Source organism: Streptomyces nigrescens, from assembly GCF_027626975.1.
GTDB classification, from domain to species: Bacteria; Actinomycetota; Actinomycetes; order Streptomycetales; family Streptomycetaceae; genus Streptomyces; species Streptomyces nigrescens.
Genome location: NZ_CP114203.1, coordinates 4247688 through 4272641, shown reverse-complemented (window position 1 = coordinate 4272641; position 24954 = coordinate 4247688). Strand labels below are relative to the sequence as shown.

The window sequence follows — 24954 nt, the reverse complement described above, 5'->3', positions numbered from 1 at the left end:
GTGAAGAGGTTCACCGTGAAGTTTGTTTCCAAGGCCGCCGTCCTGTCTGCTGCCGCGGGTTTCGCCGTTGTGGGCGGAGCCGGAGTGGCCAGTGCGCATGGCGGCGCCGGCGCGGCGGGAGTTGCCCAGAACTCCCCCGGCGTTGTCTCCGGCAACCTCATCCAGGTCCCGGTCGATGTGCCGGTCAACGTCTGTGGCAACACCCTCAACTTCATCGCCCTGCTGAACCCGGCGTTCGGCAACACCTGCCTCAACGTCTGATGAACGTATAGCTCTTGAGCCCCGGCCGCATTCGGTCGGCCCGCTCCGCGGCAAAGGCCGGTACGAAGAATTCGTACCGGCCTTTGCCGCGCAAAGCGCGCTGCGGGCCGCAATGTTGTCCCGCCGCAGTGATATGTATCTATGGTTTCGTGGCATTCGGGTGAAACGGCGAAACCGCACCCCCAGAAGGGAGTTGACCAGGGCGCTCCGGATACGGGCACTCCGCTTCGAGAAGGGTAAATCGTGATCAAGAAGGTCCTCGCCACGACGGCTGTAGCCGCGTCCGTCGTCGGCATTTCGGCGGCGGCCGCACCCCAGGCGATGGCTACCGGCAACGACAAGGGCACCTCCACGGTCAACGGCAACGGCGCCACGTCGGCGTTCGGTAACTCCACCACCCGCGGCAGCATGAGCCCGCAGCTGGAGCTGATTCAGGGCTCGCTGAACAAGCTGTGCCTGGCCCTGCCCAAGGTCAACCTCGCGGCGTTCGCCCAGGACATCAACATCCTGTCGTCGCCGCAGAACCAGCAGTGCGTCGAGAACTCGAGCCAGGCCAAGGGCGACGAGCCGCTGTCGCACATCCTGGACGACATCGCGGTGCTCTCCGCCAACGGTGTCGGCAACCGCTGAACCGGCCATCGGTCGCAGGCCCGGCCGCAGGCTCTCTCTTCCTGAGCGGTCCGGGCCCGCGACACCCCCCTACGAACCGTGAAGCCGAAGATTTTCGCGGCTCGTTCGGTAGGAATTCGTATTCGGCGGATACCTCGTACGTTCGAACTCCGGTGTTTTTTCCGCGTCGTATGCGCGGTGGCAATCTCCTGAAACGGTCTTGCATCATTTGGGCGATTCCTCCGAAAACTTCTCGGGAAGAGTTTCGTCCACGAGGAGAAATCGTTACCAATATCGGCAGCGGCGTTACGGGCGAGCAGATCAGCGCCCGAGCGACACGACGGTCGTGTTCGCTACGGACCCGCTGCAGGAAGGGCTGAAAGTGAAGTACGCAAAGGTCGCAGCAGTCACTGCCGGAACCCTCATGGCGGTGGGCTCGGCTGCGCCGGCGTTCGCCGACGCGGGTGCCGCGGGCGGTGCCAAGAACTCCCCTGGTGTTCTCTCCGGAAACGCCATCCAGGTTCCGATCCACATTCCGATCAACCTGTGCGGCAACACCATCAACATCGTCGCCCTGCTGAACCCGGCGTTCGGCAACACCTGCCTGAACCACTGACTCGAAGAGAATTCGAGCCGTGACATTTGATCCGGCCCCGGTGCGCGGACGCTGCGCACCGGGGCCGGTCGGTGTTCGGCCTCGGCCGCCGCAATCGACCGCCGTAATCGCAAAGGCCCGCATCTTTAGGATGGCGTTGTCAAGAAGGTGGAACTTCAGAGTTTCTCCGTGCGGTGGCACTCGTTAGTCAGGGGGAATGCGGTGATCCGAGCAGCGAAGTGAGTGCTCACGCGGCACTTGTGCCGCGGGACCTTCAAGCACCGCCCGAGAAGGGACAGTTGAAAGTGAAGTACGCGAAGTCTGCCGCAGTTGCTGTTGGTTCCGTCATGGCGCTGGGTGCGGCCGTGCCCGCTTTCGCCGCCCAGCCCGGCGCTCCGACCATGAGCCTCAACGGCGCTCTGACGGACGCGCTGCACAGCAAGCAGCTGGACGGCCACCAGATCGCACCGCTGGTCAAAATGGTCAAGACCACGAAGGACAAGGTCAAGTCGACCAGCGCGAAGAATCTTCTCGGGAGCGTCGCCGGAGCCACCAAGAAGCCGCTGCTCGGTGGTCTGCCGCTCGGTAAGTAATTCCCGGGCGCGCGGGCCCGCCCGCCGGCCGCGGCGTGGATATTCGCAGTTCATCGTTTCCGGCGATACCGCAGCTGCCGAATGCTTCACAGACCCGGCCGAAATCCCCGGGCGGGGTGCGGTGGCCCACCGAATGACTCCCGCCCGTATCTCCGAGGCGCTTCCCCTGCTCGGTACGACTGATCAGGGGAAAGCTCATTGGAGTGAATCAGCACAACCCAACTCAATTCTTTCGAGTTGGGCAGCTTGTCCGTCCCAAGGGCAACCCGAAACACGAAGGACTAGCAATGATCAAGAAGACGCTGGCGACCGCGGCTGCGGCTGTGTCCATTGTCGGCATTGCCGTCGCTGCCGCCCCGCAGGCGATGGCCACCGGTAACGACCAGGGCACCTCCACCGTCAATGGCAACGGTGCCCGGCAGATTTACGGCAACTCCACCACGTACGGCTACATGAGCCCACAGATCGGCTTGATCCAGGGCTCTCTCAACAAGCCGTGCCTCGCCCTGCCCAAGATCAACGGCTTGGCGGGCCTCCAGGACATCAACGTGCTGTCGTCGCCGCAGAACCAGCAGTGCACCGAGAACTCGACCCAGGCCAAGGGCGACGAGCCGCTGTCGCACATCCTGGACGACATCGCGCTGCTCTCCGCCAACGGCGCCGGCAACCGCTGAGCGGCTGAGTAAGGCCCGGGCTGCCCAGTCCTCCTTCTTCTGGGCGGCCCGGGTTTTTGCTGCCTTCGCCCGGCGAAGCCGGGATTGGTGCGGAAACCGCGGCCTCCGGTAAGCGATTTGTTATTCGCCTGTGACCGATACGCGGTGCGCCGGATCGTTAAGAATGATGTGTGGAGGGAAGCGTGCCAATGCCCTTGTGTGATTGATGGGGTTGCCGGGGCATTGGCACGCCGGCCGGAAACACAGGACAGGGCCTGCTGAGCCGTTTACCGGCGATGTAGGCCCTTTGTCATACCGTCCGTCCGGAGAGTCCAGGGGGGAGGCTCGCGCGGAGGATATGAGGCCCGTTGAAGCGCAGGACATCTTTCGGGAAATGCATCGCCATCTGTTCGGGTGATGATGCGGAACTCGTGCGGCTGCGACGGGTTATTCAAACAGGGCTCCCGTGCCGGGAGTTCCTTCTCCTGAAGGGTTTGCGCGATGAAGAAGATGATGGCGGGCGCGGCGATTGCGGCGTCGCTCGTGGGAATGACCGCGGCGGCCGCGCCGCAGGCCATGGCGATCGGCAACGATCACGGCACGTCCACGGTCAACGGCAATGGCTCCAAGTCGATTTACGGCAACTCCACCACGCACGGCAATCTGAGCACCCAGCTCGGGCTCGTGCAGGGCTCCCTGAACGACCTCTGCCTGGGCCTTCCGAAGGTCAACATCGCGGCGGTCGCCCAGGACATCAACGTGCTGTCGTCGCCGCAGAACCAGCAGTGCGTCGAGAACTCCAGCCAGGCGAAGGGCGACGAGGCGCTGTCGCACATCCTGGACGACATCGCGGTGCTGTCCGGCAACGGGGTTGCCAACCACTGACGACCAACGGCCTCGGCCGTTCCACCGCTTGTGCCCCGGGCGGTCGGCGCCGCGTATGCGCTGCCGGCCGCCCGGCCGTGCGAGCAGCACGGGGGAGGGGTGCGGGCGGCGGTCCGTACGCCTCGACTGCAGATGAGGGATGACAGATGCGACAGAGCCTGAAGGCGTGCGTGTTCGTGGCGGCGGCGTCGGGCGTGCTCGGTGCGAGCGGCAGTGCGGCGTACGCGGATGCCGGTGCCGGGGGGAGCGCGACGAACTCTCCCGGAGTGCTGTCCGGGAACAGCATCCAGGTGACCGTGGACACCCCGGTCAACGCCTGTGGCAACTCGGTCGACGGGGGCGCGGCGCTCAACCCGGCCATGGGGGCGTCGTGCGGGAACGGAGCGCCGGCCTTCCGGCAACCGCCGCCGGCGCAGCGTCCCCCGGCGGACCGGCTGCCTCCCGGGGCGAAGCATGCCCCGGGGGTGCGCTGGACGGCCCCGGAGCCGGAGCAGCGCGCGCAGCCGGAGCGGCGACCGGCCCCGGAGCGGCGGGCGGCCCCGGAACGGGACGGGCGCCCGGTCACGGCGCCGGTGGAGCACACCGCCCCCAGGCCGCCCGCCCCGCGGCCCGCAGAGGAGGCGCGGGTGGATGCGGTGGCACGGGCCGGGGCCTCGGCGGGCTCCGCGCTGCTGGCGGCCACCGGGGCGGACGAGCTGGCCGCGGTGGCCGCGGTGGGCGGCGGGCTGCTGGTGGGCGGGGCGCTGCTGCTGCGCCGGGCGCATACCCGGCGCCGATGAGCGGACGGGCCGCGCACGGGCGGCCGGGCGGCCCCTGGAGCTACCGGGGGCCGGTCGTCCGGCCGAGCGGGTCCGGCGGGCCGCTCGGCCGGAGCCGCCCGGTCGAGCCGGCCGTCGGCATCGCCGGACGACTCGACCGCGGACCGTCGTACCGCTGCCGCCGGGCTGAGCTGCGGCTGGAAGCGGCCCTGCGGGGTGTACGGCGGATCGTGCGGATCAACGGGTGAAACCCGTGTCCGGCACGGGAAGGATCGTTCTTTCGCTCATTGGTGGGGACCGGTCTTCCGGGTGTTTGAAACGGGGCGGAACCGTTAGCTCCGCCGGGCCGTGCCGCTGTCTCCAGGCTCTGGCAAAATTGGGGTGAAAGCCGCAAAAGTGATGAGTCGATGAGGTGGGGACATGCTCATTGCGCTGGCGCAGACCGACTGTGTGCTGGGTGACGTCGAGGAGAACCTCGTCATCGCCCGCGAGCAGATCGAGCAGGCGGCGGCGCAGGGCGTGGATGTCGTGGTGTTCCCCGAACTGAGCCTGCACGGCTATCACTTGGGCGCCCTCAAGCGCGACAAGTCCCTGGAGGGGAACGATCCCCGGCTGCTGGAGCTCAGCATCCACGGCCCGGATGTGCTGGTCGGCTTCCACGAGCACACCAGTCTGCGGGCGTACAACACCGCGGCGCACTACTCGGGCGGTGAGCTGGTGCATGCGCACCGCAAGCTGTATCTCCCCAACTACCTGGCCTGGGAGGAGCGTAAGCACGTCAGCCCGGGGCAGTCGCTGCGGGCCTACGAGCTGAAGCGGGCCAGGAGCGGCGGCCGGGGGGCCACGCTGGTGTGCAATGACGCCTGGCAGCCGGCGCTGCCGTGGCTGGCGGTGCAGGACGGCGCCGAGGTGCTGTTCATCCCGACCAACAGCGCGGCGAGCCTGGACCCGGAGGCGATGGACACCGGCCTGTACTGGGACACCCTGCTGTCCTATACGGCGAAGATGCTGCAGTGCTGGGTGGTCTTCGTGAACCGGGTGGGCAATGAACACGGGGCGGCGTTCTGGGGCGGCTCGCGGGTGGTGGACCCGCGCGGTGCCGTGGTGGCGCAGGCGCCCAAGTGGGAGCCCGCGCTGGTCGCCGTGGAGATCGATCTCGCCGAGGCGCGGCGGCAGCGCCGTGCGGTGCCGCTGGTCGCCGAGGCCCGGCTGGGGCTGATCGACCGCGAGGTGCGGCGGCTGATCGACGAGGGCGGCGACCACTGAGGGCCCGGTGCCCCGGCGTCAGTGGTGGGCTGCGGACTCCCGGCGGGGCTCCTCGGCCGGCTCGTCGTCCTTGACGGCCCGCGCCTCGGCTTTGAGGATGCGCATCGAGCGGCCCAGGCCGCGCGCCATGTCGGGCAGCTTCTTCGAGCCGAAGAGCAGTACCAGCACCGCGAGGATCAGGATCAGGTGCCAGGGCTCGAACGCGTTGCGGAGCATGGTGCGCTCGCTTTCGTCGGGGGACCGGACGTTCTGTCCAGTATTACCCGAAGGGTCCGGCCGTCCGGTCCAGGGGGTGCCCGGGCCGGACGGCCGGCGGTGCGGCTACCAGCTGGACTTGCGGACGCCCGGCAGATAGCCCGCGTGGGCCTGTTCGCGCAGCCGTACGCGGGACAGGCCGAAGGTGCGGAAGTAGCCGCGCGGGCGCCCGTCGACGCTGTCGCGGTTGCGCACCCGGGTGGCGCTGGCGTCCCGCGGCTGGCGGGACAGCTCGCGCCGGGCGGCGGTGCGCTCCTCCTCCGGTGTGTGCGGGCTGCGGATCAGGGTCTTGAGGACGGCGCGCCGGGCCGCGTAGCGGGCGACCGTCGCGCGGCGCTTCTCGTTCTTGGCGATCTTGCTCTGCTTGGCCATCAGACCTTTCCTCCTCGTGCGCGGATGCGGGCGACGGCCGCCTCGATCCCGATCGTGTCCACGGTCTTGATGCCCTTGGCGCTCAGCGTGAGCCGGATGTGCCGGCCCTCGCTCTCCAGCCAGTAGCGCTTGCGCTGGATGTTGGGGTCGAAGCGGCGCGGGGTGCGGCGGTGTGAGTGGGAGACGGACTTGCCGAAGCCCGGCGTGCGGCCGGTCAGCTGGCAGTGGGCGGACACAGGGTGATCCCTTCGGTCGTCGGCCCCGGTGAGGGCCTATTGAAAATGGAAACCATTTCCGTATACTAACCGCATGGCCCGCAACGAACTACGCCCGGTCGTCAAGCTCCGGTCCACCGCCGGCACCGGCTACACCTACGTGACCCGCAAGAACCGCCGTAACGACCCCGACCGCCTGGAACTGCGCAAGTACGACCCGGTGGCCGGCCGGCACGTCGCTTTCCGAGAGGAGCGCTGAGCACCGTGAAGCCTGGAATCCACCCCGCCTACGGGCCGGTCGTCTTCCGCGACCGGGCCGCCGACTTCGCCTTCCTGACCCGCTCGACCGCCACCAGCGAGAAGACGGTGGAGTGGGAGGACGGGAACACCTATCCCGTCATCGACGTCGAGATCTCCTCGGCGAGCCACCCCTTCTACACGGGCACCGCCCGGGTGCTGGACACCGCGGGCCGCGTCGAGCGGTTCGAGCGCCGCTACGGCGCGCGCGGGACCCGCTGATGGAGCGGCTCAACGTCGTGCTGGTGGGCGGCCTGCACACGGACGCGCGGCGGGCCGCCGTCGAGCGGCTGCTGCGGACCGTCCCCGGCAGCGTCGCCCTCCATCACGACCTCGCCTCGGCGACCGACGGCACGGTGCGGCGCACCGTCCGTGACGCGGGCGGCACGCTCGACACCGGGGAAGCGCCGCTGGTCAACGACTGCGCCTGCTGTGCGCTGCGCGAGGATCTGGTGCCCGAGCTGGAGCGGCTGGCCGCCGGCCGGACCTGCCGGCTGGCGATCGTCGAACTGTGGGACTCGGTCGAGCCCAAGGCGATGGCCGAGGTGGTCACCGCCTGCGGCAGCGAGAACCTCGCGCTGACCGGTGTGCTCACCGCCGTCGACCCCGCGCTGCTGCTGCCGTACCTCGGCTGCGGCGACGACCTCGCGGAGGCGGGCCTCGCCGCCGCGGCCTCCGACCAGCGCACGGTCGCCGACACCTGGGCCCGGCAGCTGGAGTACGCGCCGGTGCTGGCGATCGCGACGGGGGAGGAGCCGGCGGAGCCGGCCGACCTGGCGCTGCTCGGCCAGCTGCACCCGATGGCGCACCAGGTCCCGGTGGAATCGGAGGAGTTGGCGGCCGCCGCGACGGCCGGCTTCGACGTGGCCGCGGCCGCGGACCGCCAGCACCCGGCCTGTGCGCTGCTGCCGCAGGAGGCCGAAGCGGAGGGCGTCTCCACGCTCGTCTGGCGGCACAGCCGGCCCTTCCACCCCGAGCGGCTCTACGCCGCGCTGGAGGACCTGACCTGTGCGGCCGCGCGCAGCCGGGGCCGCTTCTGGCTGGCCGACCGTCCGGACACCCTGCTGTCCTGGGACGCGGCCGGCGGTGCGCTGTGTGTGGAGAACGCCGGGCCGTGGCTGGCCTCGCTGCCGGACGCCGCCTGGGAGATGGTGCCGCCGATGCGCCGGGCCGCCGCCGCGCTGGACTGGCACCCCGAGAACGGGGACCGCACCCAGCATCTGGTCTTCACCTCGCCGGGCCTGGACCGCGAGGGCCTGCGGTCCCTGCTGGACTCCTGTCTGCTCACCGACGCCGAGTACGCGGGCGGCCCGCCGGCCTGGAAGAGCCTGCCGCCCGCCTTCGACGCCCTCCTCGACCCCGTTTCGTAAGACGGGCCGCGTCCGTACGCACGGAACCGGCCCCCTCAGTACGTACAAGGAAGCTCCCCATGCCCCGACGGCACGACCCGCGCCGCCCGTCCAAGCCCCGCCGCAACCCGCTGGACGTGGCGGGCATCACCTACATCGACTACAAGGACACCGATCTGCTGCGGAAGTTCATCTCGGACCGCGGCAAGATCCGCAGCCGCCGGGTCACCCACGTCACCGCGCAGCAGCAGCGGCAGCTGGCCCGCGCGATCAAGAACGCGCGGGAGATGGCACTGCTGCCCTACGCGTCCCGGTGACGGCCGCCGTCCGGTGACGGGCAGGAGGTTCCCTACGTCTGACGCGTAGGGAACCTCCGTCGTTTGTCCGGGGGTGTGCGCAGGGGCAGGGCCCTCGTGCCGGGCGGGCGGGGCAGCCGGAGACGGAACCCGGAGGGCGTGGCACACGTCTTTCCTTTGCCATGAGCGCAGAGGCCCCGTCGATCCGTACCAGGTGACGGCGTATCGCGCCGGGGGAGACGGTCGGCCGGCGACCGTGTGTGAGGGGCCGGTGACGGTGCTCGACGAGCTGTGACGGCGTCGGCACCCGGTGTCGTGCACGTGCATCTGCGCATGCATCCGCATGTGAACGCAGCTATGATCCCGGGCAGTTGACACCATTTATCACCGGGAGACCCCTGTGCCCCACGCATACAACGGCATGGCCGCCACAGATCTCCGTGATGTGGCATGGCAGAAGAGCAGGCACAGCAACTCCCAGGGCTCCTGTGTGGAGTTCGCCAAGCTGCCCGGGGGAGACATCGCGGTGCGCAACTCCCGTTTCCCGGACGGCCCGGCGCTCATCTACACGCCGGCCGAGGTGCAGGCGATGCTGCTCGGCATCAAGGACGGAGAGTTCGACCATCTCGTCCGGGACTGAGTGCCCGTAGGGGACCCGGCGGTTGCGGGGGAGTGCGCGCCCGTAGGCGGTGAAGTGAAGCGCCCGCACAGGACGACCGGGCGCCCGCGTGTCACGGTGCGCCCGGTGTACGGAACGGCTACGGCAGCCGGAAGAGAGCCCACACGATCTTGCCGTGCGCGGCACCGGCCAGCGGATGCCAGCCCCAGCTGTCGCTGAAGGAGTCCACGAGATACAGCCCGCGCCCCGATTCCGCGGCGGAATCCGCCTCACCGGCGACCGGTGAGTCATCGCTCGGGTCCCGTACGGCGCAGACCAGCCGGGAGGACCAGCGCATCAGATGCAGCCGGGCGGGCGGAGTGGCGTCGCCGTGCTCCGGGGCGGCGAGGATCGCGTGCCGCAGAGCGTTGGTGACGAGTTCGGAGACCACCAGGGCGACCGAGTCGAAGAGCTCGTCCAGCTCCCAGCCCTGCAGGGTCTCGCGGGTGAACGCCCGTGCGCAGCGCACCGATTCATAGCGCGGTGGGAGCGTGCGGGATGCGGATCCGGAGACAGCCAGGGGGTCGACGGGAGGAAAGCCCTGCCATAACGGCTCGAGCATGGTCAAAACCTTGGTCCCCATGCGAGGCACTCCTGGCGTTCGCGGACGTCATGACCCTGGCCGGTCAGCCGGATCTGGCGGATCTTTCACGAGCGTGCATGCGTGCGACGCCTATGGTTCCCAATGTGCGAGACAGATGCAAGGGCAGATGCACGTGCACGTGCCGTAATTGCCCTTGTGTACACGGATTTGCTGGTGATTCTTCCTGCGGCATCTTGTGGAGGGCTTGCGGGGGCCGCACGTATCAGTAACCGGATGAGCACTCAACGAAGCCCGAACATGGCAGACTGCGGCCCACTGTTGGACGGGGTGGGGTCACAGGAGGGTCTGAGAGGTGTCCGCAAGTGAGTCGAGCGGGTCGGTGGTGCGGCGAATCCTGCTCGGGTCGCAGCTCCGTCGGCTGCGTGAATCGCGCGGGATAACCCGCGAGGCGGCCGGCTACTCGATCCGTGCGTCCGAATCGAAGATCAGCCGCATGGAGTTGGGCCGCGTGAGCTTCAAGGCACGGGATGTGGAGGACCTGCTCACCCTGTACGGGGTCGGTGACGCCCAGGAGCGCGAGGCGCTGCTCTCCCTGGCGCGGGAGGCGAACGTCGCCGGCTGGTGGCACAGCTACAGCGATGTGCTGCCCGGGTGGTTCCAGACGTATGTGGGGCTGGAAGGCGCCACTTCTCTTCTCCGGGTCTACGAAGTCCAGTTCGTCCACGGGCTGTTGCAGACGGAGAGTTATGCGCAGGCCGTCGTCAGACGGGGCATGCCCGACGCCGGGCCCGCGGAGATCGAGAGACGGGTCGCGCTGCGCATGGAGCGCCAGAAGCTGCTGGTGGCCGAGCGGTCGGCGCAGTTCCACTGTGTGCTGGACGAGGCCGCGCTACGGCGCCCGTACGGCGAACGCGCGGTGATGCGCGAGCAGTTGAAGCATCTGATCGAGGTGTCGGAGCGGCCCAATGTGCGGCTCCAGGTGATGCCCTTCAGTCTGGGCGGGCACGCGGGCGAGAGCGGTGCCTTCACCATGCTCGGCTTCCAGGAGTCGGGTCTGCCGGACGTCGTCTATCTGGAGCAGCTGACGAGTGCGCTGTATGTGGACAAGCCCGAGGAAGTGGCCCAGTACGCACGGGTGATGGACCGCCTCCAGGAGGAGGGGCCGAATCCGGCCGAGACCAGGGACCTGTTGCGTGGTCTGCTCCAACTGATGTGACGCGTCGGTAGGATGGCGCACCATCAGGAGTCAGCACCCCCCAATGCGGCGCCCTGAGCGCCCTGTTCTCCAGATCGGGATGGCATGTCCTACTTCGACGAGTTGGCGTATCAGTTCATCGACGGTGAGTGGCGGTCCGGCAGCGGCTCGTGGGACATCGTCGATTTCAATCCGTACAACGGCGAGAAACTGACCTCCATACCCGTCGCTACGGTAGAGGAGGTCGACCAGGCCTACCGTGCCGCCGAGCGCGCCCAGCGGGAGTGGGGCGCCACCAATCCGTACACCCGGCGGCTCGTCTTCGAGCGTGTGCTGCGGATCATCGACGACCGCGAGGCGGAGCTCGGCGAGGCGATCGCCGCGGAGGTCGGCGGCACGCTCGCCAAGGTGGGCTTCGAGCTCCATCTGGCCAGGGAGTTCCTGCGCGAGGCCATTCAGCTGGCGCTGCGCGCCGAGGGCCGCATCCTGCCCTCGCCCATCGACGGCAAGGAGAACCGCCTCTACCGGCTGCCGGTCGGTGTCGTCGGGGTCATCAGCCCCTTCAACTTCCCCTTCCTGCTGTCGCTCAAGTCCGTCGCGCCGGCCCTCGCGCTCGGCAACGCCGTCGTCCTCAAGCCGCACCAGAACACCCCGGTCTGCGGCGGCGGTCTGGTCGCCAGGATCTTCGAGGAGGCCGGGCTGCCGGCGGGGTTGCTGAACGTCGTCGTCACGGACATCGCCGAGATCGGCGACGCGCTCATCGAGCACCCGGTGCCCAAGACCATCTCCTTCACCGGCTCCGAGAAGGTCGGCCGGCATGTCGCGACGGTCGCCGCCGCCAATTTCAAGCACACCGTGCTGGAGCTGGGCGGCAACAGCGCCCTGGTCGTCCTGGACGACGCGGACATCGACTACGCGGTGGACGCCGCCGTCTTCAGCCGCTTCGTCCACCAGGGCCAGGTCTGTATGGCCGCCAACCGGGTGCTCGTCGACCGCGCCGTGGAGCGGGAGTTCACCGAGAAGTTCGTCGCCAAGGTCGCCTCGCTGAAGGTCGGCGACCCCACCGATCCGCAGACGCACATCGGTCCGCTGATCAACGAGGGCCAGGCCGAGGCAATCTCCGCGCTGGTGGACCGCGCGGTCGAGGACGGCGCCACGGCGCTGCTGCACGGTGAGACCCGCGGCACGCTGGTCGCGCCGAGCGTGCTGAGCGGTCTGCCGGAGGACTCCCCGCTGCTGCGGCAGGAGATCTTCGGGCCGGTCGTGCTGCTGGTGCCGTTCGACGGTGACGAGGAGGCGGTGCGGCTGACCAATGCGACCTCGTTCGGGCTCAGCGGCGCCGTGCACACCGGCAACATCGAGCGCGGGGTGCGGTTCGCCAAGCGCATCGACACCGGGATGTTCCACGTCAACGACGCCACCGTGCACGACGAGCCGATCGTGCCCTTCGGCGGGGAGAAGAGCTCCGGGGTGGGGCGGCTCAACGGCGACGCGATGGTGGAGGCCTTCACCACGACCAAGTGGATCTCCATCCAGCACGGCCGGTCGCAGTTCCCGTTCTGAGCTTCTGGGCTTCTGCGCCTCTCGGCGGACGGATCCGGGACGGTCCGCTGCGAGTTGCGGACAGAAGCTGACCGCAAGGGCTCCTACGTTGAGTGGTGTCGGAAGGCGGACGGCGAAAGGGCCGGCCGCCGAGGACGTCACGAAAGGTGGACCCCATGCCCACTCACGTTCTTGCCGAGGCCCACGGCGACGAGACCGGTGCGCTGCTGGCCTTCCTGGAGGCCCAGCGCGGCGGGCTGCGCCGGGCGGTCCTGGGGCTGACCGACGACCGGGCGACCCAGCGGCCGAGCGCCAGTGAGCTGTCGCTGGCCGGACTGGTCAAGCATGTCGCGGAGACCGAGCAGGGCTGGGTCGAGACCGCGCAGGAGCTGCCGCACTCCATCGAGCGGACCCAGGACACCTGGCATCTGAGCTTCCAGATGGAGGACGGCGAGACCCTGGCCGAGGTGCTGGCGTTCTGGGACGGCGTGGCGAAGCGGACGGAGGAGTTCATCCGCTCCGTGCCCAGCCTGAACGACACCTTCCCGCTGCCCCCGGCGCCGTGGTTCCCGCCGGAGGCCCGGCAGTCGATGCGCTGGCTGCTGCTGCATCTGATCGAGGAGACGGCCCGGCACGCCGGCCACGCCGACATCCTCCGCGAGTCCCTCGACGGCAAGACGGCCTTCGAGCTGGTGGACGAGGAGCGCGCGGCCCGGGAGGGGTAGCGGGCGGGGTCCTCGCGCGCTCTAGGCTGGCGGAAGGGGCGCGCGAGGAATTGAGGAGACGATGTCGGCGATCCGGCTGTTGGTACTGGGCGCCGTGCGGCAGCACGGCAGGGCGCACGGCTACCAGGTGCGCAACGACCTGGAGTACTGGGGCGCCCATGAGTGGTCCAACGCCAAACCCGGCTCGATCTACCACGCGCTCAAGCAGATGGCCAAGCAAGGGCTGCTGCGCGCCCATGACATCGCGCCCAGCACCGCCGGCGGCCCGCCGCGTACCGAGTACGAGCTGACCGCGGCGGGCGAGGCCGAGTATTTCGCGCTGCTGCGCGCCGCGCTCTCGCAGCACGACCAGAAGGTCGACATGCTCAGCGCGGGCATCGGCTTCCTCGTCGATCTGCCGCGGGCCGAAGCGGTGGCGCTGCTCAAGGAGCGGGTGCGGGCGCTGCAGGAGTGGCGCGGCACGGTCACCGGGTACTACACCCCCGAGGGCGGGACCGGGCAGCTCGGCCACATCGGCGAGATCATGCACATGTGGGTGCACTCCGCGGACAGCGGTGCCGAGTGGACGCAGGGACTGATCGAGCGGATCGAGGGCGGGGCGTATGTCTTCGCCGGTGAGGGGGAGCCGTTCGTCGGGGTCCTGGCGGACGGGCAGGAGAACCCGTACGCGACGACGGACGCGGAGAAGCGGGACGCGGAAGATCCGGGCGGGGGCGGGAGCGGCGGCGCGGGCGACGGCGGCGCCGCCACGGAAGCGCGCTGACCGGGGCCGACGGGGCCTGCCCGGCGGACCGGGCCCGGCGCCCGTCAGTGATGGAACGCCGTGGCGACGCTCTCCGGGCGCTGCATCGGGCCGGGCTGGTCGCGGAGTTCGGGCAGCAGCTGTTCCAGGTCCATGAGGAACAGGTCCGCCAGGTCCAGGGAGAAGCCGTTGCGGCAGACCACCCGTAGGACGGAGAGGTCCTCGCGGTTCTCCGGGAAGGTGTACGCGGGGATCAGCCAGCCGCGCTCCTTCATCCGCCGGGAGACGTCGAAGACGTCGAAGGCGGTGACATGGTCCGCGGTGGTGAAGGCGAAGACCGGCAGCTGGTCGCCCTCGGTCAGCAGCCTGAAGTCGTCCAGCGCGCCGATCCGTTCGGCCATCGAGCGGGCCACGTCACGGGTGGCCTGCTGTACGGCGCGGAAGCCGGCCCGGCCGAGCCGCAGAAAGGTGTAGTACTGCGCGGCGACCTGGGCGCCGGGGCGGGAGAAGTTGAGGGCGAAGGTCGGCATGTCGCCGCCCAGGTAGTTGACCCGGAAGACCAGCTCCTCGGGCAGCGCCTCCGTATCGCGCCACAGCGCCCAGCCGACGCCCGGGTAGACCAGGCCGTACTTGTGCCCCGAGGTGTTGATGGAGGCGACCCGGGGGAGCCGGAAGTCCCAGACCAGCTCCGGGTCGAGGAACGGGGCGATCATGGCGCCGGACGCGCCGTCCACATGGACCGGGATGTCCCAGCCGTGCTGCCGGTGGACCTCGTCGAGCGCCGCGCAGATCTCGGCCACCGGCTCGTACGACCCGTCGAAGGTCGAGCCGAGGATCGCCACCACGCCGATGGTGTTCTCGTCGCACAGCGCGGCGGCGGAGGCGGCGTCCAGATGGAAGCGGTCGCCCTCCATCGGGACCAAGCGCGCCTCGACCTCCCAGAAGTTGCAGAACTTCTCCCAGCAGACCTGGACGTTGGCGCCCATGATGAGGTTCGGCCGGGCCTGCCCCGGATACCGCTCCTGGTTGCGCTGCATCCAGCGGCGCTTGAGGGCCATCCCGGCGAGCATGCAGGCCTCGCTCGACCCGGTGGTGGAGCAGCCGACGGCGGCCGCCGGGTCGGGGGCGTGCCACAGGTCGGCGAGCATCGCCACACACCGCTTCTCCAGTTCGGCGGTGCGCGGGTACTCATCCTTGTCGATCATGTTCTTGTCCCGGCAGTCCGCCATCAGGACGCCGGCCTGCGGCTCCATCCAGGTCGTGACGAACGTCGCCAGATTCAGCCGGGAGTTGCCGTCCAGCATCAGCTCGTCGTGCACGAACTGGTAGGCGGTACGTGGGGAGACGGGGCCATCGGGCAGGGTGTGCCGCGGTGGGGCGGACTCCATACCGGCGACCGGGTCGGCCTCGCCGTAGAAGGGATTGACCGGGTGGCCGGTCTGCTTACGGTCGGAAGGCGATGCGCCTTTGTGCAGAGTCATCTGTCGCGCCTACCCGTCAACTGGCTGGAGAAAGGCCGTGTTTGATGGCTTTGGTGAACTTCACCACGCGCTCCGCCTGGATGCGGGCGGCGGTGCGGGCTTCGTCGTCGAGCGGGGTATTGGGGCCGCCGACATGGGAGGTGCCGTAGGGATTGCCGTCGGTGAACTTCGCCGGGTCGGTGTAGCCCGGCGTCACGAGGATGCCGCCGAAGTGGTGGACGGTCTGGTAGAGCGCGAGCAGCGTGGACTCCTGGCCGCCGTGCTTGGTGGCGCTCGCGGTGAAGCCGCTGTAGACCTTGTCGGCCAGCCTGCCCTGCTGCCAGAGGCCGCCCAGGGTGTCGAGGTACTGCTTGAGCTGAGAGGTCACATTGCCGAAGCGGGTGGGGGTCCCGAAGATCACCGCGTCCGCCCAGAGCATGTCCTCGTGGGTGGCCTCCATGATGTCCGCCGTGGCCGCGGCGTTGGCCGCCCAGGCCGGGTTGGCGTCGATCGCGGTCTGCGGGGCGAGTTCCGCGGCCCGGCGCAGCCGGACATCGGCCCCGGCGTGCTCGGCGGCGTCCGCGATCAGCCGTGCGAGCTCGGCGACGGTACCGGTCGACGAGTAGTAGATGACGGCGACATGGACGTCATGCACGGGCATCGGCGTACCTCCTCGAACCCGACAATAAGGGCATAGGGGGTACGTGGCCTCCAGGGTTCACCCAGTGGAAGCGCAACGGGCGGGCGGCCGCCCCGAAGGACCGCCACCCGCCCGTAGGCCAGCTCCTGCCGCCGGGCTCCCGTCAGCTCGCGCTGGCCAGCGACAGCTTCGCGGCGAAGCCGAGGAACGCCGCGCCGGCGCCCGCGGACAGCCCGGCCGTCAGCCGCCTGCGGCGGCGGAAGGTCGCCGCCAGGAACGTCCCGCTGAAGATCAGGACCGACAGATACGTGAAGCTGAACAGCTGCGCCCAGGCGCCCAGCGTCAGGAACGACAGCACCGGGTGGGCGTAGGAAGGATCCACGAACTGCACGAAGAAGGAGATGAAGAACAGGATCGCCTTCGGGTTGAGCAGACTGACCACCAGCGCCCTGCGGAACGGCCGCTCCACGGCCTCCTTCGGCGCCTCGGACGCCCCGTCGCCCCGCTCGGCCCGGCGGGCCTCCCGGCCGCGCCACAGCGCCCAGGCGCCGCGCAGCATCCCGACCGCCAGCCACGTCAGATAGCCCGCACCGGCGAACTTGACGACGGTGAACAGCACCGGAGTGGTCTGCAGCAGCGAGGCCACCCCGCCCGCCGACAGCGTCATCAGCACCGTGTCACCGCACAGCACCCCGGCCGCCGCCCGGTACGCCACCCGCGGGCCGCGCCGGGCCGCCACCGACACGACGTACAGCGAATTCGGCCCGGGCAGCAGAATGATCAGCGCGAGCCCCACCAGATACGTGGACAGATCCGTTATCCCCAGCATGTGCGGCAGGATCTCACCCCCCGATCCGCCGCCTCACCGGGTTTTCAGGATGCGGACTTGCACCTCACGCGGCGTGAGGTCTCATCGTGGAGTGCGTACCCACAAGGGAGCGGAAGTGAGCCATTCGGTAGGGCAGGTAGCGGCGTTCGCCGGTGTGACGGTGCGCACCTTGCACCATTACGACGAGATCGGGCTGCTCCAGCCCGGCGAGCGCAACCACGCAGGTCACCGGCGCTACGGCGATGACGACCTGGACCGGCTGCAGCAGATCCTGTTCTACCGGGAGCTCGGCTTTCCGCTCGACGAGGTCGCGGCCCTCCTGGACGATCCGCACACGGACCCGCAGCAGCATCTGCGGCGCCAGCACGACCTGCTGACCGCACGGATCGACAAGCTCCAGAAGATGGCCGCCGCCGTCGAACACGCGATGGAGGCACGCAGGATGAACGTACGGCTCACACCGGAGGAGAAGTTCGAGGTCTTCGGGGACTTCGACCCCGACGAGCACGCGGCGGAGGTGGAGGAGCGCTGGGGCCACACCGAGGCCTACAAGGAGTCGCAGCGCAGGACGGCCGCGTACACCAAGGAGGACTGGAAGCGGGTGACGGAGGGGCTCGACGCCGTCCACCGCAAGATGGCGGACCTGCTCGCGCAAGGGGCTGCGGCGGATTCCGCGGCGGCCATGGATGTCGCCGAGGAGCACCGGCAGTTCATCTGCGGCGCTTACTACGACTGCTCCCCCGAGATGCACACCTGCCTCGGCGAGATGTATGTCACCGATGAGCGCTTCACCGCCACCTACGAGGCGATCAGGCCCGGCCTCGCCGTCTACATGCGGGACGCGATTCTGGCCAACGCGGTCCGCCACGTGTGATCCGTACGGGCCGGGGAGCGCGCCCCTGGCCCGTACGGAGCCTGCCCGGGGTCAGCCCTGCGGCGAGAGCACCACGGCCGTCCCGTAGGCACACACCTCGGTGCCCACGTCGGCGGCCTCCGTCACATCGAAGCGGAACATCAGCACCGCGTTCGCACCGCGCGAGCGGGCCTGCTCCACCAGCCGTTCCATCGCCTGGTTACGGGTCTCGACCAGGGTCTTGGTCAGGCCCCGCAGCTCGCCGCCGATCATCGACTTCAGGCCCGCGCCGATCTGGCTGCCGAGGTGCCGTGAGCGCACCGTCAGGCCGAAGACCTCGCCGATCACCCGTTCCACGTGAAACCCCGGGACGTCGTTGGTCGTCACCACCAGGACGTCGGACTGCGCCCGCTGCCCGCCGCCGTATTCTTCGATGCCCATGGCGCACACCTCCTTGCGGCCAGCATCACCCGGCCCCGTGGGGGCGGCCAGCGGTCGGGGGCCGTCGGGTGGGGCCCGGGGACCGCCTGGAACCATGGCGGGTCGCTCGGCGTTGATAGTTTTGGCCGCACACGCGCCTGTATCCCGTCGCTTCGCCCGTCGCACCGCACGATCCGGCGCCCTCGACCCAGGAGCCTTCACCCCGTGAATACTCTCGCGCTCGGCCCCCAGTGGCTGGACCCGGACTACCTGATCGCGACATTCGGCCTGATCGGCGTCCTGGTCATCGTCTTCGCGGAGTCCGGCCTGCTGATCGGCTTCTTCCTGCCGGGCGACTCGCTCCTGTTCACCACCGGTCTGCTGGTGACGACGAACAAGCTCGACAAACCGCTGTGGATGGTGTGCTCCCTGATCGTCCTGGCAGCCGTCCTCGGCGACCAGGCCGGCTATCTCTTCGGCCGCAAGGTCGGCCCCTCGCTCTTCAAGCGCCCCGACTCCCGCCTCTTCAAGCAGGAGAACGTCGAGAAGGCGCATGAGTTCTTCGAGAAGCACGGCCCCAAGTCGCTGATCCTGGCCCGCTTCGTCCCGATCGTGCGTACGTTCACGCCGATCATCGCCGGTGTGAGCCGGATGAACTACCGCTCCTTCATCACCTTCAACGTCATCGGCGGCGCCCTGTGGGGCGCGGGTGTCACCCTGCTCGGGGCCTCGCTGGGGAAGGTCGAGTTCGTCCACAAGCACATCGAGCTGATCCTGGTCGCGATCGTGCTGATCTCCGTCGTGCCGATCGCCATCGAGTACTTCCGCGCCCGCGGCAAGTCGAAGAAGGCCCAGTCCGCCCCGCCCCACCCCGCGGACCGCCCGCAGGGCGCCCCCGCCGACGCCCGCCGCGGCCGCCACGCCAAGCGCTGACACCAGGCGGAAGAAGACCGCGCGCACCCACTCCCCCCAACTCCACCCGCACCCACCACGCGAGGCGACGGCGACGGCCGCCCGAAAACAACGCCCCCCGTGCACGCGTCCCGCACCCTCATCAGGCATCGTGTCCTTGACATCCGTCAGGAGGCTTACGAGGAGAGCGAAGACCCGTGGCGTCGGACCCACAGCGCGGCCAGCGCGGCCAGCGCGGCACGAACGGCAGCAGCGGCGGCGGCGCCTCGGATCAGACCGGTGCCGAGGACCGCAAGCCCCAGTCGGACGAGGCCCACAGCGCCTTCACCCCGCCACTGGGCGTGCCCTACCCGCCGCTTCCCGAGGACGAGCACCCCACCTCCGAGTTCGCGCTGCCCGCGGGCCTGCGCCCGGAGACGCCGGCCGAGCAGGAGGGCTCGGCCTTCAGCCAGCCGAGCAGTACCACCGGCCAGACCCCGCTGCCCGCCCCCGTGGGCGCCACGGCGATGAGCGCCTTCACCCCGCCGCACGGCATCCCCGCCGTCAGCCTCACCAAGGAAGCTCCCTGGCAGGACCGGATGCGGACCATGCTCCGGATGCCGGTCCACGAGCGCCCGGTCCCCGAGCGCCCGGAGCGCGGCGACGAGGACACCGGCCCGGCCGTCCCCCGCGTACTCGACCTGACGCTCCGTATCGGCGAGATCCTGCTCGCCGGCGGTGAGGGCGCGGAGGACGTCGAGGCCGCGATGTTCGGCGTCGCGCACGCCTACGGGCTGGAGCGGGTCGAGCCGACCGTCACCTTCACCCTGCTGTCGATCTCCTACCAGCCGTCGCTGGTCGACGACCCCGTCACGGCCAGCCGGACGGTACGGCGCCGCGGTGTCGACTACACCCGGCTGTCCGCGGTCTTCCGGCTCGTCGACGACATCGCCTCCGAGGGCATCACCCTCGAAGAGGCCTACCGCGGCCTCGCCGAGATCCGCCGTAACCGCCACCCCTACCCGAGCTGGGCCCTGACGGTCGCGTCCGGGCTGCTGTCCGGCGCGGCATCCATGCTGGTCGGCGGCGAATTGCTGGTGTTCCTCGCGGCCGCGCTGGGCTCGATGCTCGGCGACCGGCTGGCCTGGCTCGCGTCCGGGCGCGGGCTGCCGGAGTTCTACCAGTTCGTGGTCGCGGCGATGCCGCCGGCGGCGGTGGGCGTCGCCTTCGGTCTGGCCCACGCCAATGTGCAGGCGTCCGCGGTGATCACCGGTGGGCTGTTCGCGCTGATCCCGGGGCGGGCCCTGGTCGCCGGCGTCCACGACGGGCTGACCGGCTACTACATCACCGCCGCCGCCCGTCTGCTGGAGGTCGGCTACCTCATCGTCGGCATCGTCGTCGGCGTCCTCAGCGTGCTCTACATCGGACTCCAGCTGAACCCCGGCCTGCGGCGGCTCAACCCCGAGGAGGCGCTGGGGGCGTACAACGAGCCGGTGGTCCAGATCACCGCGTCGATGCTGCTGGCGCTGGCGTTCTGTGTGCTGCTCCAGCAGGAACGTCACACCGTGGCGTTTGCGACCCTGAACGGCGGTGTCGCCTGGGTCGTCTACGGCGCCCTCCACTACGTCGCCGAGATAAACCCGGTGCCCGCCACCGCGATCGGGGCCGGACTGGTCGGCCTCTTCGGCCAGTTGCTCTCCCGCTACCGCTATGCGTCGGCCCTGCCGTACGTCACCGCGGCCATCGGCCCGCTGCTGCCCGGTAGCGCCACGTACTTCGGGCTGCTCAACTTCGCCCAGGGCCATCTGCCGGAGGGCCTCACCTCCCTGGTACAGGCCGCCTCGCTGGCGCTCGCCATCGCCGTGGGAGTCAACCTCGGTGCCGAGGTCGCCCGGCTGTTCCTGCGTGCCCCCGGGGTCGAGGAGGCCGGCGCACGCCGGGCCGCCAAGCGCACCCGCGGCTTCTAGACGGTCGTGTCGGGGCCGTGGCCCGGCCCCGACACGCACGAACGGGCGGCAACCCGACTGGGTGCCGCCCGTTCGCGTACGAAAATCAGCGCGCGCGGACCCGGGCGCCGCGGTCAGGGAAACCCCGCCGGACGCCGGGCCGACGACGCTGCGTCAGTGCGCGCCGCCCTGCGCCTCAAGGCGCTTGAACGAGGCCTCGATCTCCGCCTCGGCCTCGGTGCGGCCGACCCAGTTGGCGCCCTCGACGGACTTGCCGGGCTCCAGGTCCTTGTAGACCTCGAAGAAGTGCTGGATCTCCAGGCGGTCGAACTCCGACACGTGGTGGATGTCCCGCAGGTGCTCCACTCGCGGGTCGGACGCCGGCACGCACAGCAGCTTGTCGTCGCCGCCGGCCTCGTCCGTCATGCGGAACATGCCGATGGCGCGGCACTTGATGAGGCAGCCGGGGAAGGTCGGCTCGTCCAGGATGACCAGCGCGTCCAGCGGGTCGCCGTCCTCTCCCAGGGTGTTCTCGACAAAGCCGTAGTCGGCCGGGTAGCTGGTCGAGGTGAAGAGTCGACGGTCCAGGCGGATCCGACCGGTCTCGTGGTCCACCTCGTACTTGTTCCGCGAACCCTTCGGGATCTCGATGGTGACGTCGAACTCCACGGGTGGCTCCTCCATGATCAACACATACGTCTGGTGATTAAGTGTCCCCCACGCAGGTGTGTGGTGGCGAAAGGGGCTGGTCCGAGATGCCGAAGACCGGAAAGTGGCAGGTCAGATGGCAGTCGGCGGCACGGTCCGCGCGGTCGGCGACGCGCGCGGCGGTCCGGTCGGCGCAGACGGCGGTCGCGACCACGCAGCAGGTATGGCACGCCACACCGCGCCATACCCAGCAGACCTGGCGGCTGACGGCGGTCTCCGCAGCCACCGGCCTGGCGGTCGCGATCGTCGCGGTGGCGGCGTCCGGGCCGTGGGACTCGGGTCAGCGTACGGCCGAGCGCGCGGAGGCGGCCGCCATGGACGGTGCCAGTGGCGAGCATCACGCCCCGGACTCCCGGCCGGCGCCCAGCGCACCGCCCGTGCTGCCCGCGCTCGGCGGCCGCGCGCCCGGCGCCGCGGGCCGTGGCGCGGCCCCCGCACCCACCGACGCGGGCCTGGCCGACGCCCTGGAACCGCTGCTGAAGGACCCGGCGCTCGGCCCGCTGCGGACGGCTTCCGTCCTGGACGTGGCCGCGGGCCGCGAGGTCTTCGGCGAAGGCCAGGGCAAGGCCGCCACCCCCGCCTCCACCGTCAAGCTCGCCACCGCCGTCGCCGCGCTCTCCGCGCTCGGCCCCGACCACCGCATCGACACCACCGTCGTCCTGGCCGGCAAGAAGCGCATCGTCCTGGTCGGCGGCGGCGACCCCACCCTGACCGCCCGCGCCCCGCGGCACGGCGCCGAGGAACAGCCCGCGAATCTGCGCACCCTCGCCGACGCCACCGCCCGCGCCCTCAAGAAGCGCCACCTCACCAAGATCAGCCTGGGCTACGACACCAGCGCCTACTCGGGCCCCGTCCAGCACCCCATCGGCCCGAACGAGAACATCGCCCCCGTCACCGCGCTGATGACCGACGAGGCCCGCCTCGACGACTCCGACCACGGCACCGCCCCACGCGACGCGGACCCGGCCCGCACGGCGGCCGGCACCTTCGCCGATCTGCTCCACGACCGCGGCATCACCGTCGACGGCGACCCCGGAGGCGCCAAGGCCCCCAAGAAGCCCGACCGGATCGCCGCCGTCCACTCCCTGCCGCTGTCCGCGCTCGTCGAGCGGATGCTGACCCACAGCGACAACGACATCGCCGAGGCGCTGGCCCGCCAGACCGCCCTCGCCACCCGCCAGCCGGCCAGCTTCGCCGGTGCCGGCAAGGCCGTGCGCACCGCCCTCCAGCGGGAGCACCTCCCGCTGTCCGGCGCCGTCTTCGAGGACGGCAGCGGCCTGGACCGCGACGACAAGGTCACCGCCGCCCTGCTCTCCCGCCTCCTGCTGCACGCCTCGTCGCCCGACCACCCGGCCCTGCGCCCCGTCGTCACCGGCCTCCCGGTGGCCGCCTTCACCGGCACCCTCAGCAACCGCTACCGGGGCCAGAGCGCAGGCGCCGGCGCCGTACGCGCCAAAACCGGCACCCTCACGGGCGTGAACACCCTGGCCGGCACCGTCGTCGACGCCGACGGCCGCCTCCTCGCCTTCTCCTTCATGACCACCGGCACCACCGACCCCCAAGGCGCCCAGACCGCCCTGGACAAACTCGCCTCAGCAGTAGCCAACTGCGGCTGCCGCTAACCCCCGAGCCCCACCGACAAGCCCCCCGGCCCCGAGGGTTTTCCCCACCCCCAACCTCCCGCCCACCCACCAACCGCCCCCACCCACCGGCCTTTTCCCACCCACCCACGGGAGGGGACGGGCCGGAGGGGCAGGGGTGTGGGACGTAAAGCGAAGCAGTCCCACACCCCTGCCCCGGAGGCCCGTCACCGCCCCCCGACAGCCCCGCACCCCGACAGCCCCGCGCAGCGGACCGGCCCGCAGGCGCAACGACGGGAAACCACCACGGCGGGAAAGCCGAAAACGCGGCCCGAAGGCAAAGCGCAGCGCACGGCGCAACGACGGGAAACCCACAAGCATCACCCGAGCCCACGCCCCGCGCAGCGGACCCGCAACAACGAGAAGCCCCCACGGCGGGCCAGCCGAACACGCGGGACAACGGCAAAGCGCAGCGAACCGGCTACCCCCACGCCAAACGCCCACGTACGGTGAACTCATGACGAGCATCGGTGGAACCGAGATGGTCGACTGGAACCTCGCGGTCGCGACCGCGACCCGGTTCGTGCGGCCGGGCCCAGAGGTGAGCCGGGACGAGGCGCGCGCGATCGTCGCCGAGCTGCGCAAGCACGCCAAGTCCTCCGAGGCGCATGTGCGCGCGTTCACGCGGATGGCACAGCCCGACGCGACGGGCGAGGCGCCGCATGACACGCCGGTCCTCGTCGTGGACCGGCCCGGCTGGATCAAGGCGAATGTCGCCGGGTTCCGGGCCGTGCTCAAGCCGCTGCTGGCCAAGATGGAGGACCGCCGCTCGACGGTCCCCGGTGGCGCGGTGCTCGGCGCGGTCGGCGGCAAGGTGACCGGCGTGGAGCTGGGCATGCTGCTGTCGTTCCTGGCCTCGCGGGTCCTCGGCCAGTACGAGACGTTCGCGCCGGCCTCCCGGGATCTGCCGGCCGCCGCACAGGGCGGCCGGCTGCTGCTCGTCGCGCCGAACATCGTGCACGTGGAGCGCGAGCTCGAAGTGGCCCCGCACGACTTCCGGCTGTGGGTGTGCCTCCACGAGGAGACCCACCGCACCCAGTTCACCGCCGTCCCGTGGCTGCGGGACCACATCGAGGGCGAGATCCAGTCGTTCCTCGGTGAGACGGACATCGACCCGGGCACCCTCCTGGAGCGGCTGCGCGAGGCCGCCCAGTCGCTGGCCGGCGCCAAGCCCGAGGGCGAGGAGGGCGAGGACGAGGGCCGCTCCCTCGTCGATCTCGTCCAGACGCCCGCGCAGCGCGAGATCCTCGGCCGGCTGACCGCGGTGATGTCCCTGCTGGAGGGGCACGCGGATTATGTGATGGACGGCGTGGGGCCCGATGTCGTGCCGTCGGTCGCCGAGATCCGGGAGAAGTTCCAGAAGCGCCGGGCCAGCGGTGCGGGCCGGCTGGACCAGGCGCTGCGCAAGCTGCTCGGCCTGGACGCCAAGCTGCGGCAGTACCGCGACGGCGAGCGGTTCGTCAGCGCGGTCGTCGAGGAGGTCGGCATGGACGGCTTCAACCGGGTCTGGACGTCACCGAACACCCTCCCGACCAAACAAGAGATCGCCAAACCGGCGGACTGGATCGCGCGGGTGCACCGCAAGGCGGACGGGGCACCGTAAGCGAACGGCGTGAGCTGGGCACGCCACGTGGCAGTAGAGCGCCCCTTCAATCACCCGTCTGAGGGACCGTTACCGATGGATAGGCGTGCAATGCTCGGGGAACCGCTCGCCTCTGTCACCATCTAGGCACTCTGTGTGACGAAGTGCCGTCCAC

32 protein-coding genes are annotated in these 24954 nt (G+C 70.0%); 23 read left to right on the top strand and 9 right to left on the bottom strand.

Translation table 11 applies throughout. The features are described 5' to 3' along the window. Positions 1–15: 15 nt before the first annotated feature. The 9 genes from STRNI_RS19080 (at position 16) to STRNI_RS19040 (ending at position 5620) form a co-directional block, all read left to right on the top strand. Positions 16–261, top strand: a complete 246-nt coding sequence (locus STRNI_RS19080; RefSeq protein WP_026169718.1) for a chaplin — start codon at positions 16–18, stop codon at positions 259–261. Positions 262–504: 243 nt separating this feature from the next. Continuing rightward, positions 505–891 (top strand): rodlin, encoded by a 387-nt coding sequence (locus STRNI_RS19075; RefSeq protein WP_159486962.1) that lies wholly within the window; start codon positions 505–507, stop codon positions 889–891. A gap of 361 nt (positions 892–1252) precedes the next feature. Next, a complete protein-coding gene (locus STRNI_RS19070) occupies positions 1253–1486 on the top strand; it encodes a chaplin (protein WP_026169719.1) in 234 nt (77 codons plus the stop codon). A 284-nt stretch (positions 1487–1770) separates the two neighbouring features. After that, positions 1771–2058: a hypothetical protein gene (locus STRNI_RS19065; protein ID WP_026169720.1), complete on the top strand. Its 288-nt coding sequence runs from the start codon at positions 1771–1773 to the stop codon at positions 2056–2058. A gap of 287 nt (positions 2059–2345) precedes the next feature. After that, entirely contained in the window at positions 2346–2732 is a 387-nt protein-coding gene (locus STRNI_RS19060) for a rodlin (RefSeq protein ID WP_018090070.1), read from the top strand. A 480-nt stretch (positions 2733–3212) separates the two neighbouring features. Further along, entirely contained in the window at positions 3213–3596 is a 384-nt protein-coding gene (locus STRNI_RS19055) for a rodlin (protein ID WP_018090071.1), read from the top strand. Between the two features lie 146 nt (positions 3597–3742). Then, complete coding sequence (locus tag STRNI_RS19050; protein ID WP_277411650.1) at positions 3743–4375, top strand: chaplin; 633 nt, start codon at positions 3743–3745, stop codon at positions 4373–4375. Continuing rightward, complete coding sequence (locus tag STRNI_RS19045; protein ID WP_109891660.1) at positions 4372–4602, top strand: hypothetical protein; 231 nt, start codon at positions 4372–4374, stop codon at positions 4600–4602. Before STRNI_RS19050 ends, STRNI_RS19045 begins: the two co-directional genes overlap by 4 nt. Before the next feature lie 172 nt (positions 4603–4774). Next, positions 4775–5620, top strand: coding sequence for a nitrilase-related carbon-nitrogen hydrolase (locus STRNI_RS19040; RefSeq protein WP_159486958.1), 846 nt, complete (start codon positions 4775–4777; stop codon positions 5618–5620). An 18-nt stretch (positions 5621–5638) separates the two neighbouring features. Here the strand turns inward: STRNI_RS19040 and tatA are convergent, their stop codons facing one another. The 3 genes from tatA to rpmB all read right to left on the bottom strand — a co-directional run bounded on the left by tatA (position 5639) and on the right by rpmB (position 6483). Continuing rightward, on the bottom strand, positions 5639–5836 hold the full coding sequence (gene tatA, locus STRNI_RS19035; protein WP_159486956.1) for a Sec-independent protein translocase subunit TatA: 198 nt from the start codon (positions 5834–5836) through the stop codon (positions 5639–5641). A gap of 105 nt (positions 5837–5941) precedes the next feature. Beyond that, the gene (rpsN, locus tag STRNI_RS19030) at positions 5942–6247 is read right to left on the bottom strand and encodes a 30S ribosomal protein S14 (protein ID WP_159486954.1); all 306 of its coding nucleotides are present in this window, start codon (positions 6245–6247) and stop codon (positions 5942–5944) included. Beyond that, entirely contained in the window at positions 6247–6483 is a 237-nt protein-coding gene (rpmB, locus tag STRNI_RS19025) for a 50S ribosomal protein L28 (protein ID WP_018090077.1), read from the bottom strand. Before rpmB ends, rpsN begins: the two co-directional genes overlap by 1 nt. Positions 6484–6556: 73 nt before the next feature. Between rpmB and rpmG the strand changes: the two genes are divergently transcribed. The 5 genes from rpmG to STRNI_RS19000 all read left to right on the top strand — a co-directional run bounded on the left by rpmG (position 6557) and on the right by STRNI_RS19000 (position 9044). Further along, positions 6557–6721: a 50S ribosomal protein L33 gene (gene rpmG, locus STRNI_RS19020; protein ID WP_006604069.1), complete on the top strand. Its 165-nt coding sequence runs from the start codon at positions 6557–6559 to the stop codon at positions 6719–6721. A gap of 5 nt (positions 6722–6726) precedes the next feature. Then, a complete protein-coding gene (locus STRNI_RS19015) occupies positions 6727–6981 on the top strand; it encodes a type B 50S ribosomal protein L31 (RefSeq protein ID WP_018090078.1) in 255 nt (84 codons plus the stop codon). Beyond that, positions 6981–8129, top strand: coding sequence for a CobW family GTP-binding protein (locus STRNI_RS19010; protein ID WP_159486952.1), 1149 nt, complete (start codon positions 6981–6983; stop codon positions 8127–8129). Before STRNI_RS19015 ends, STRNI_RS19010 begins: the two co-directional genes overlap by 1 nt. 59 nt (positions 8130–8188) lie before the next feature. After that, positions 8189–8425 (top strand): 30S ribosomal protein S18, encoded by a 237-nt coding sequence (gene rpsR / locus STRNI_RS19005; RefSeq protein ID WP_109891666.1) that lies wholly within the window; start codon positions 8189–8191, stop codon positions 8423–8425. Positions 8426–8804: 379 nt separating this feature from the next. Continuing rightward, positions 8805–9044, top strand: a complete 240-nt coding sequence (locus STRNI_RS19000; protein ID WP_018090081.1) for a DUF397 domain-containing protein — start codon at positions 8805–8807, stop codon at positions 9042–9044. Positions 9045–9162: 118 nt separating this feature from the next. Here STRNI_RS19000 and STRNI_RS18995 read toward each other — a convergent pair whose 3' ends face one another. Then, entirely contained in the window at positions 9163–9645 is a 483-nt protein-coding gene (locus STRNI_RS18995) for an ATP-binding protein (protein WP_078518639.1), read from the bottom strand. 313 nt (positions 9646–9958) lie between these two features. Between STRNI_RS18995 and STRNI_RS18990 the strand changes: the two genes are divergently transcribed. The 4 genes from STRNI_RS18990 to STRNI_RS18975 all read left to right on the top strand — a co-directional run bounded on the left by STRNI_RS18990 (position 9959) and on the right by STRNI_RS18975 (position 13831). Then, positions 9959–10822: a helix-turn-helix domain-containing protein gene (locus STRNI_RS18990; RefSeq protein ID WP_109891670.1), complete on the top strand. Its 864-nt coding sequence runs from the start codon at positions 9959–9961 to the stop codon at positions 10820–10822. Between the two features lie 84 nt (positions 10823–10906). Beyond that, positions 10907–12364 (top strand): aldehyde dehydrogenase family protein, encoded by a 1458-nt coding sequence (locus STRNI_RS18985; RefSeq protein ID WP_266440386.1) that lies wholly within the window; start codon positions 10907–10909, stop codon positions 12362–12364. 155 nt (positions 12365–12519) lie between these two features. After that, positions 12520–13068, top strand: coding sequence for a DinB family protein (locus tag STRNI_RS18980; protein WP_018090085.1), 549 nt, complete (start codon positions 12520–12522; stop codon positions 13066–13068). Between the two features lie 61 nt (positions 13069–13129). After that, positions 13130–13831, top strand: coding sequence for a PadR family transcriptional regulator (locus STRNI_RS18975; RefSeq protein WP_266440380.1), 702 nt, complete (start codon positions 13130–13132; stop codon positions 13829–13831). Between the two features lie 44 nt (positions 13832–13875). On the opposite strand, the gene gad is transcribed toward STRNI_RS18975, so the two are convergent. The 3 genes from gad to leuE form a co-directional block, all read right to left on the bottom strand. Next, positions 13876–15291, bottom strand: coding sequence for a glutamate decarboxylase (gene gad / locus STRNI_RS18970; RefSeq protein ID WP_274737470.1), 1416 nt, complete (start codon positions 15289–15291; stop codon positions 13876–13878). Positions 15292–15307: 16 nt separating this feature from the next. Beyond that, positions 15308–15931: an NAD(P)H:quinone oxidoreductase gene (wrbA, locus tag STRNI_RS18965; RefSeq protein ID WP_277411649.1), complete on the bottom strand. Its 624-nt coding sequence runs from the start codon at positions 15929–15931 to the stop codon at positions 15308–15310. A 142-nt stretch (positions 15932–16073) separates the two neighbouring features. Next, positions 16074–16739, bottom strand: a complete 666-nt coding sequence (gene leuE / locus STRNI_RS18960; RefSeq protein WP_093642244.1) for a leucine efflux protein LeuE — start codon at positions 16737–16739, stop codon at positions 16074–16076. A 115-nt stretch (positions 16740–16854) separates the two neighbouring features. Here leuE and STRNI_RS18955 point away from each other — a divergent pair, with 115 nt between their 5' ends. Beyond that, entirely contained in the window at positions 16855–17613 is a 759-nt protein-coding gene (locus STRNI_RS18955) for a MerR family transcriptional regulator (RefSeq protein ID WP_020397733.1), read from the top strand. A gap of 51 nt (positions 17614–17664) precedes the next feature. Here STRNI_RS18955 and STRNI_RS18950 read toward each other — a convergent pair whose 3' ends face one another. Then, complete coding sequence (locus tag STRNI_RS18950; RefSeq protein WP_018090091.1) at positions 17665–18033, bottom strand: YbjQ family protein; 369 nt, start codon at positions 18031–18033, stop codon at positions 17665–17667. Positions 18034–18237: 204 nt separating this feature from the next. Here STRNI_RS18950 and STRNI_RS18945 point away from each other — a divergent pair, with 204 nt between their 5' ends. After that, positions 18238–18945: a DedA family protein gene (locus tag STRNI_RS18945; protein ID WP_277411648.1), complete on the top strand. Its 708-nt coding sequence runs from the start codon at positions 18238–18240 to the stop codon at positions 18943–18945. A gap of 176 nt (positions 18946–19121) precedes the next feature. Further along, a complete protein-coding gene (locus STRNI_RS18940; protein WP_159486944.1) occupies positions 19122–20870 on the top strand; it encodes a threonine/serine exporter family protein in 1749 nt (582 codons plus the stop codon). A 153-nt stretch (positions 20871–21023) separates the two neighbouring features. Here STRNI_RS18940 and STRNI_RS18935 read toward each other — a convergent pair whose 3' ends face one another. Then, positions 21024–21518 (bottom strand): inorganic diphosphatase, encoded by a 495-nt coding sequence (locus tag STRNI_RS18935; protein WP_018090094.1) that lies wholly within the window; start codon positions 21516–21518, stop codon positions 21024–21026. An 86-nt stretch (positions 21519–21604) separates the two neighbouring features. Between STRNI_RS18935 and dacB the strand changes: the two genes are divergently transcribed. Then, positions 21605–23179, top strand: a complete 1575-nt coding sequence (gene dacB, locus STRNI_RS18930) for a D-alanyl-D-alanine carboxypeptidase/D-alanyl-D-alanine endopeptidase (protein ID WP_277411647.1) — start codon at positions 21605–21607, stop codon at positions 23177–23179. Between the two features lie 475 nt (positions 23180–23654). Then, positions 23655–24800 carry a zinc-dependent metalloprotease gene (locus tag STRNI_RS18925; RefSeq protein ID WP_018092952.1) on the top strand — a complete coding sequence of 382 codons (1146 nt, stop codon included), beginning with the start codon at positions 23655–23657 and terminating at the stop codon, positions 24798–24800. Positions 24801–24954: the final 154 nt, after the last annotated feature.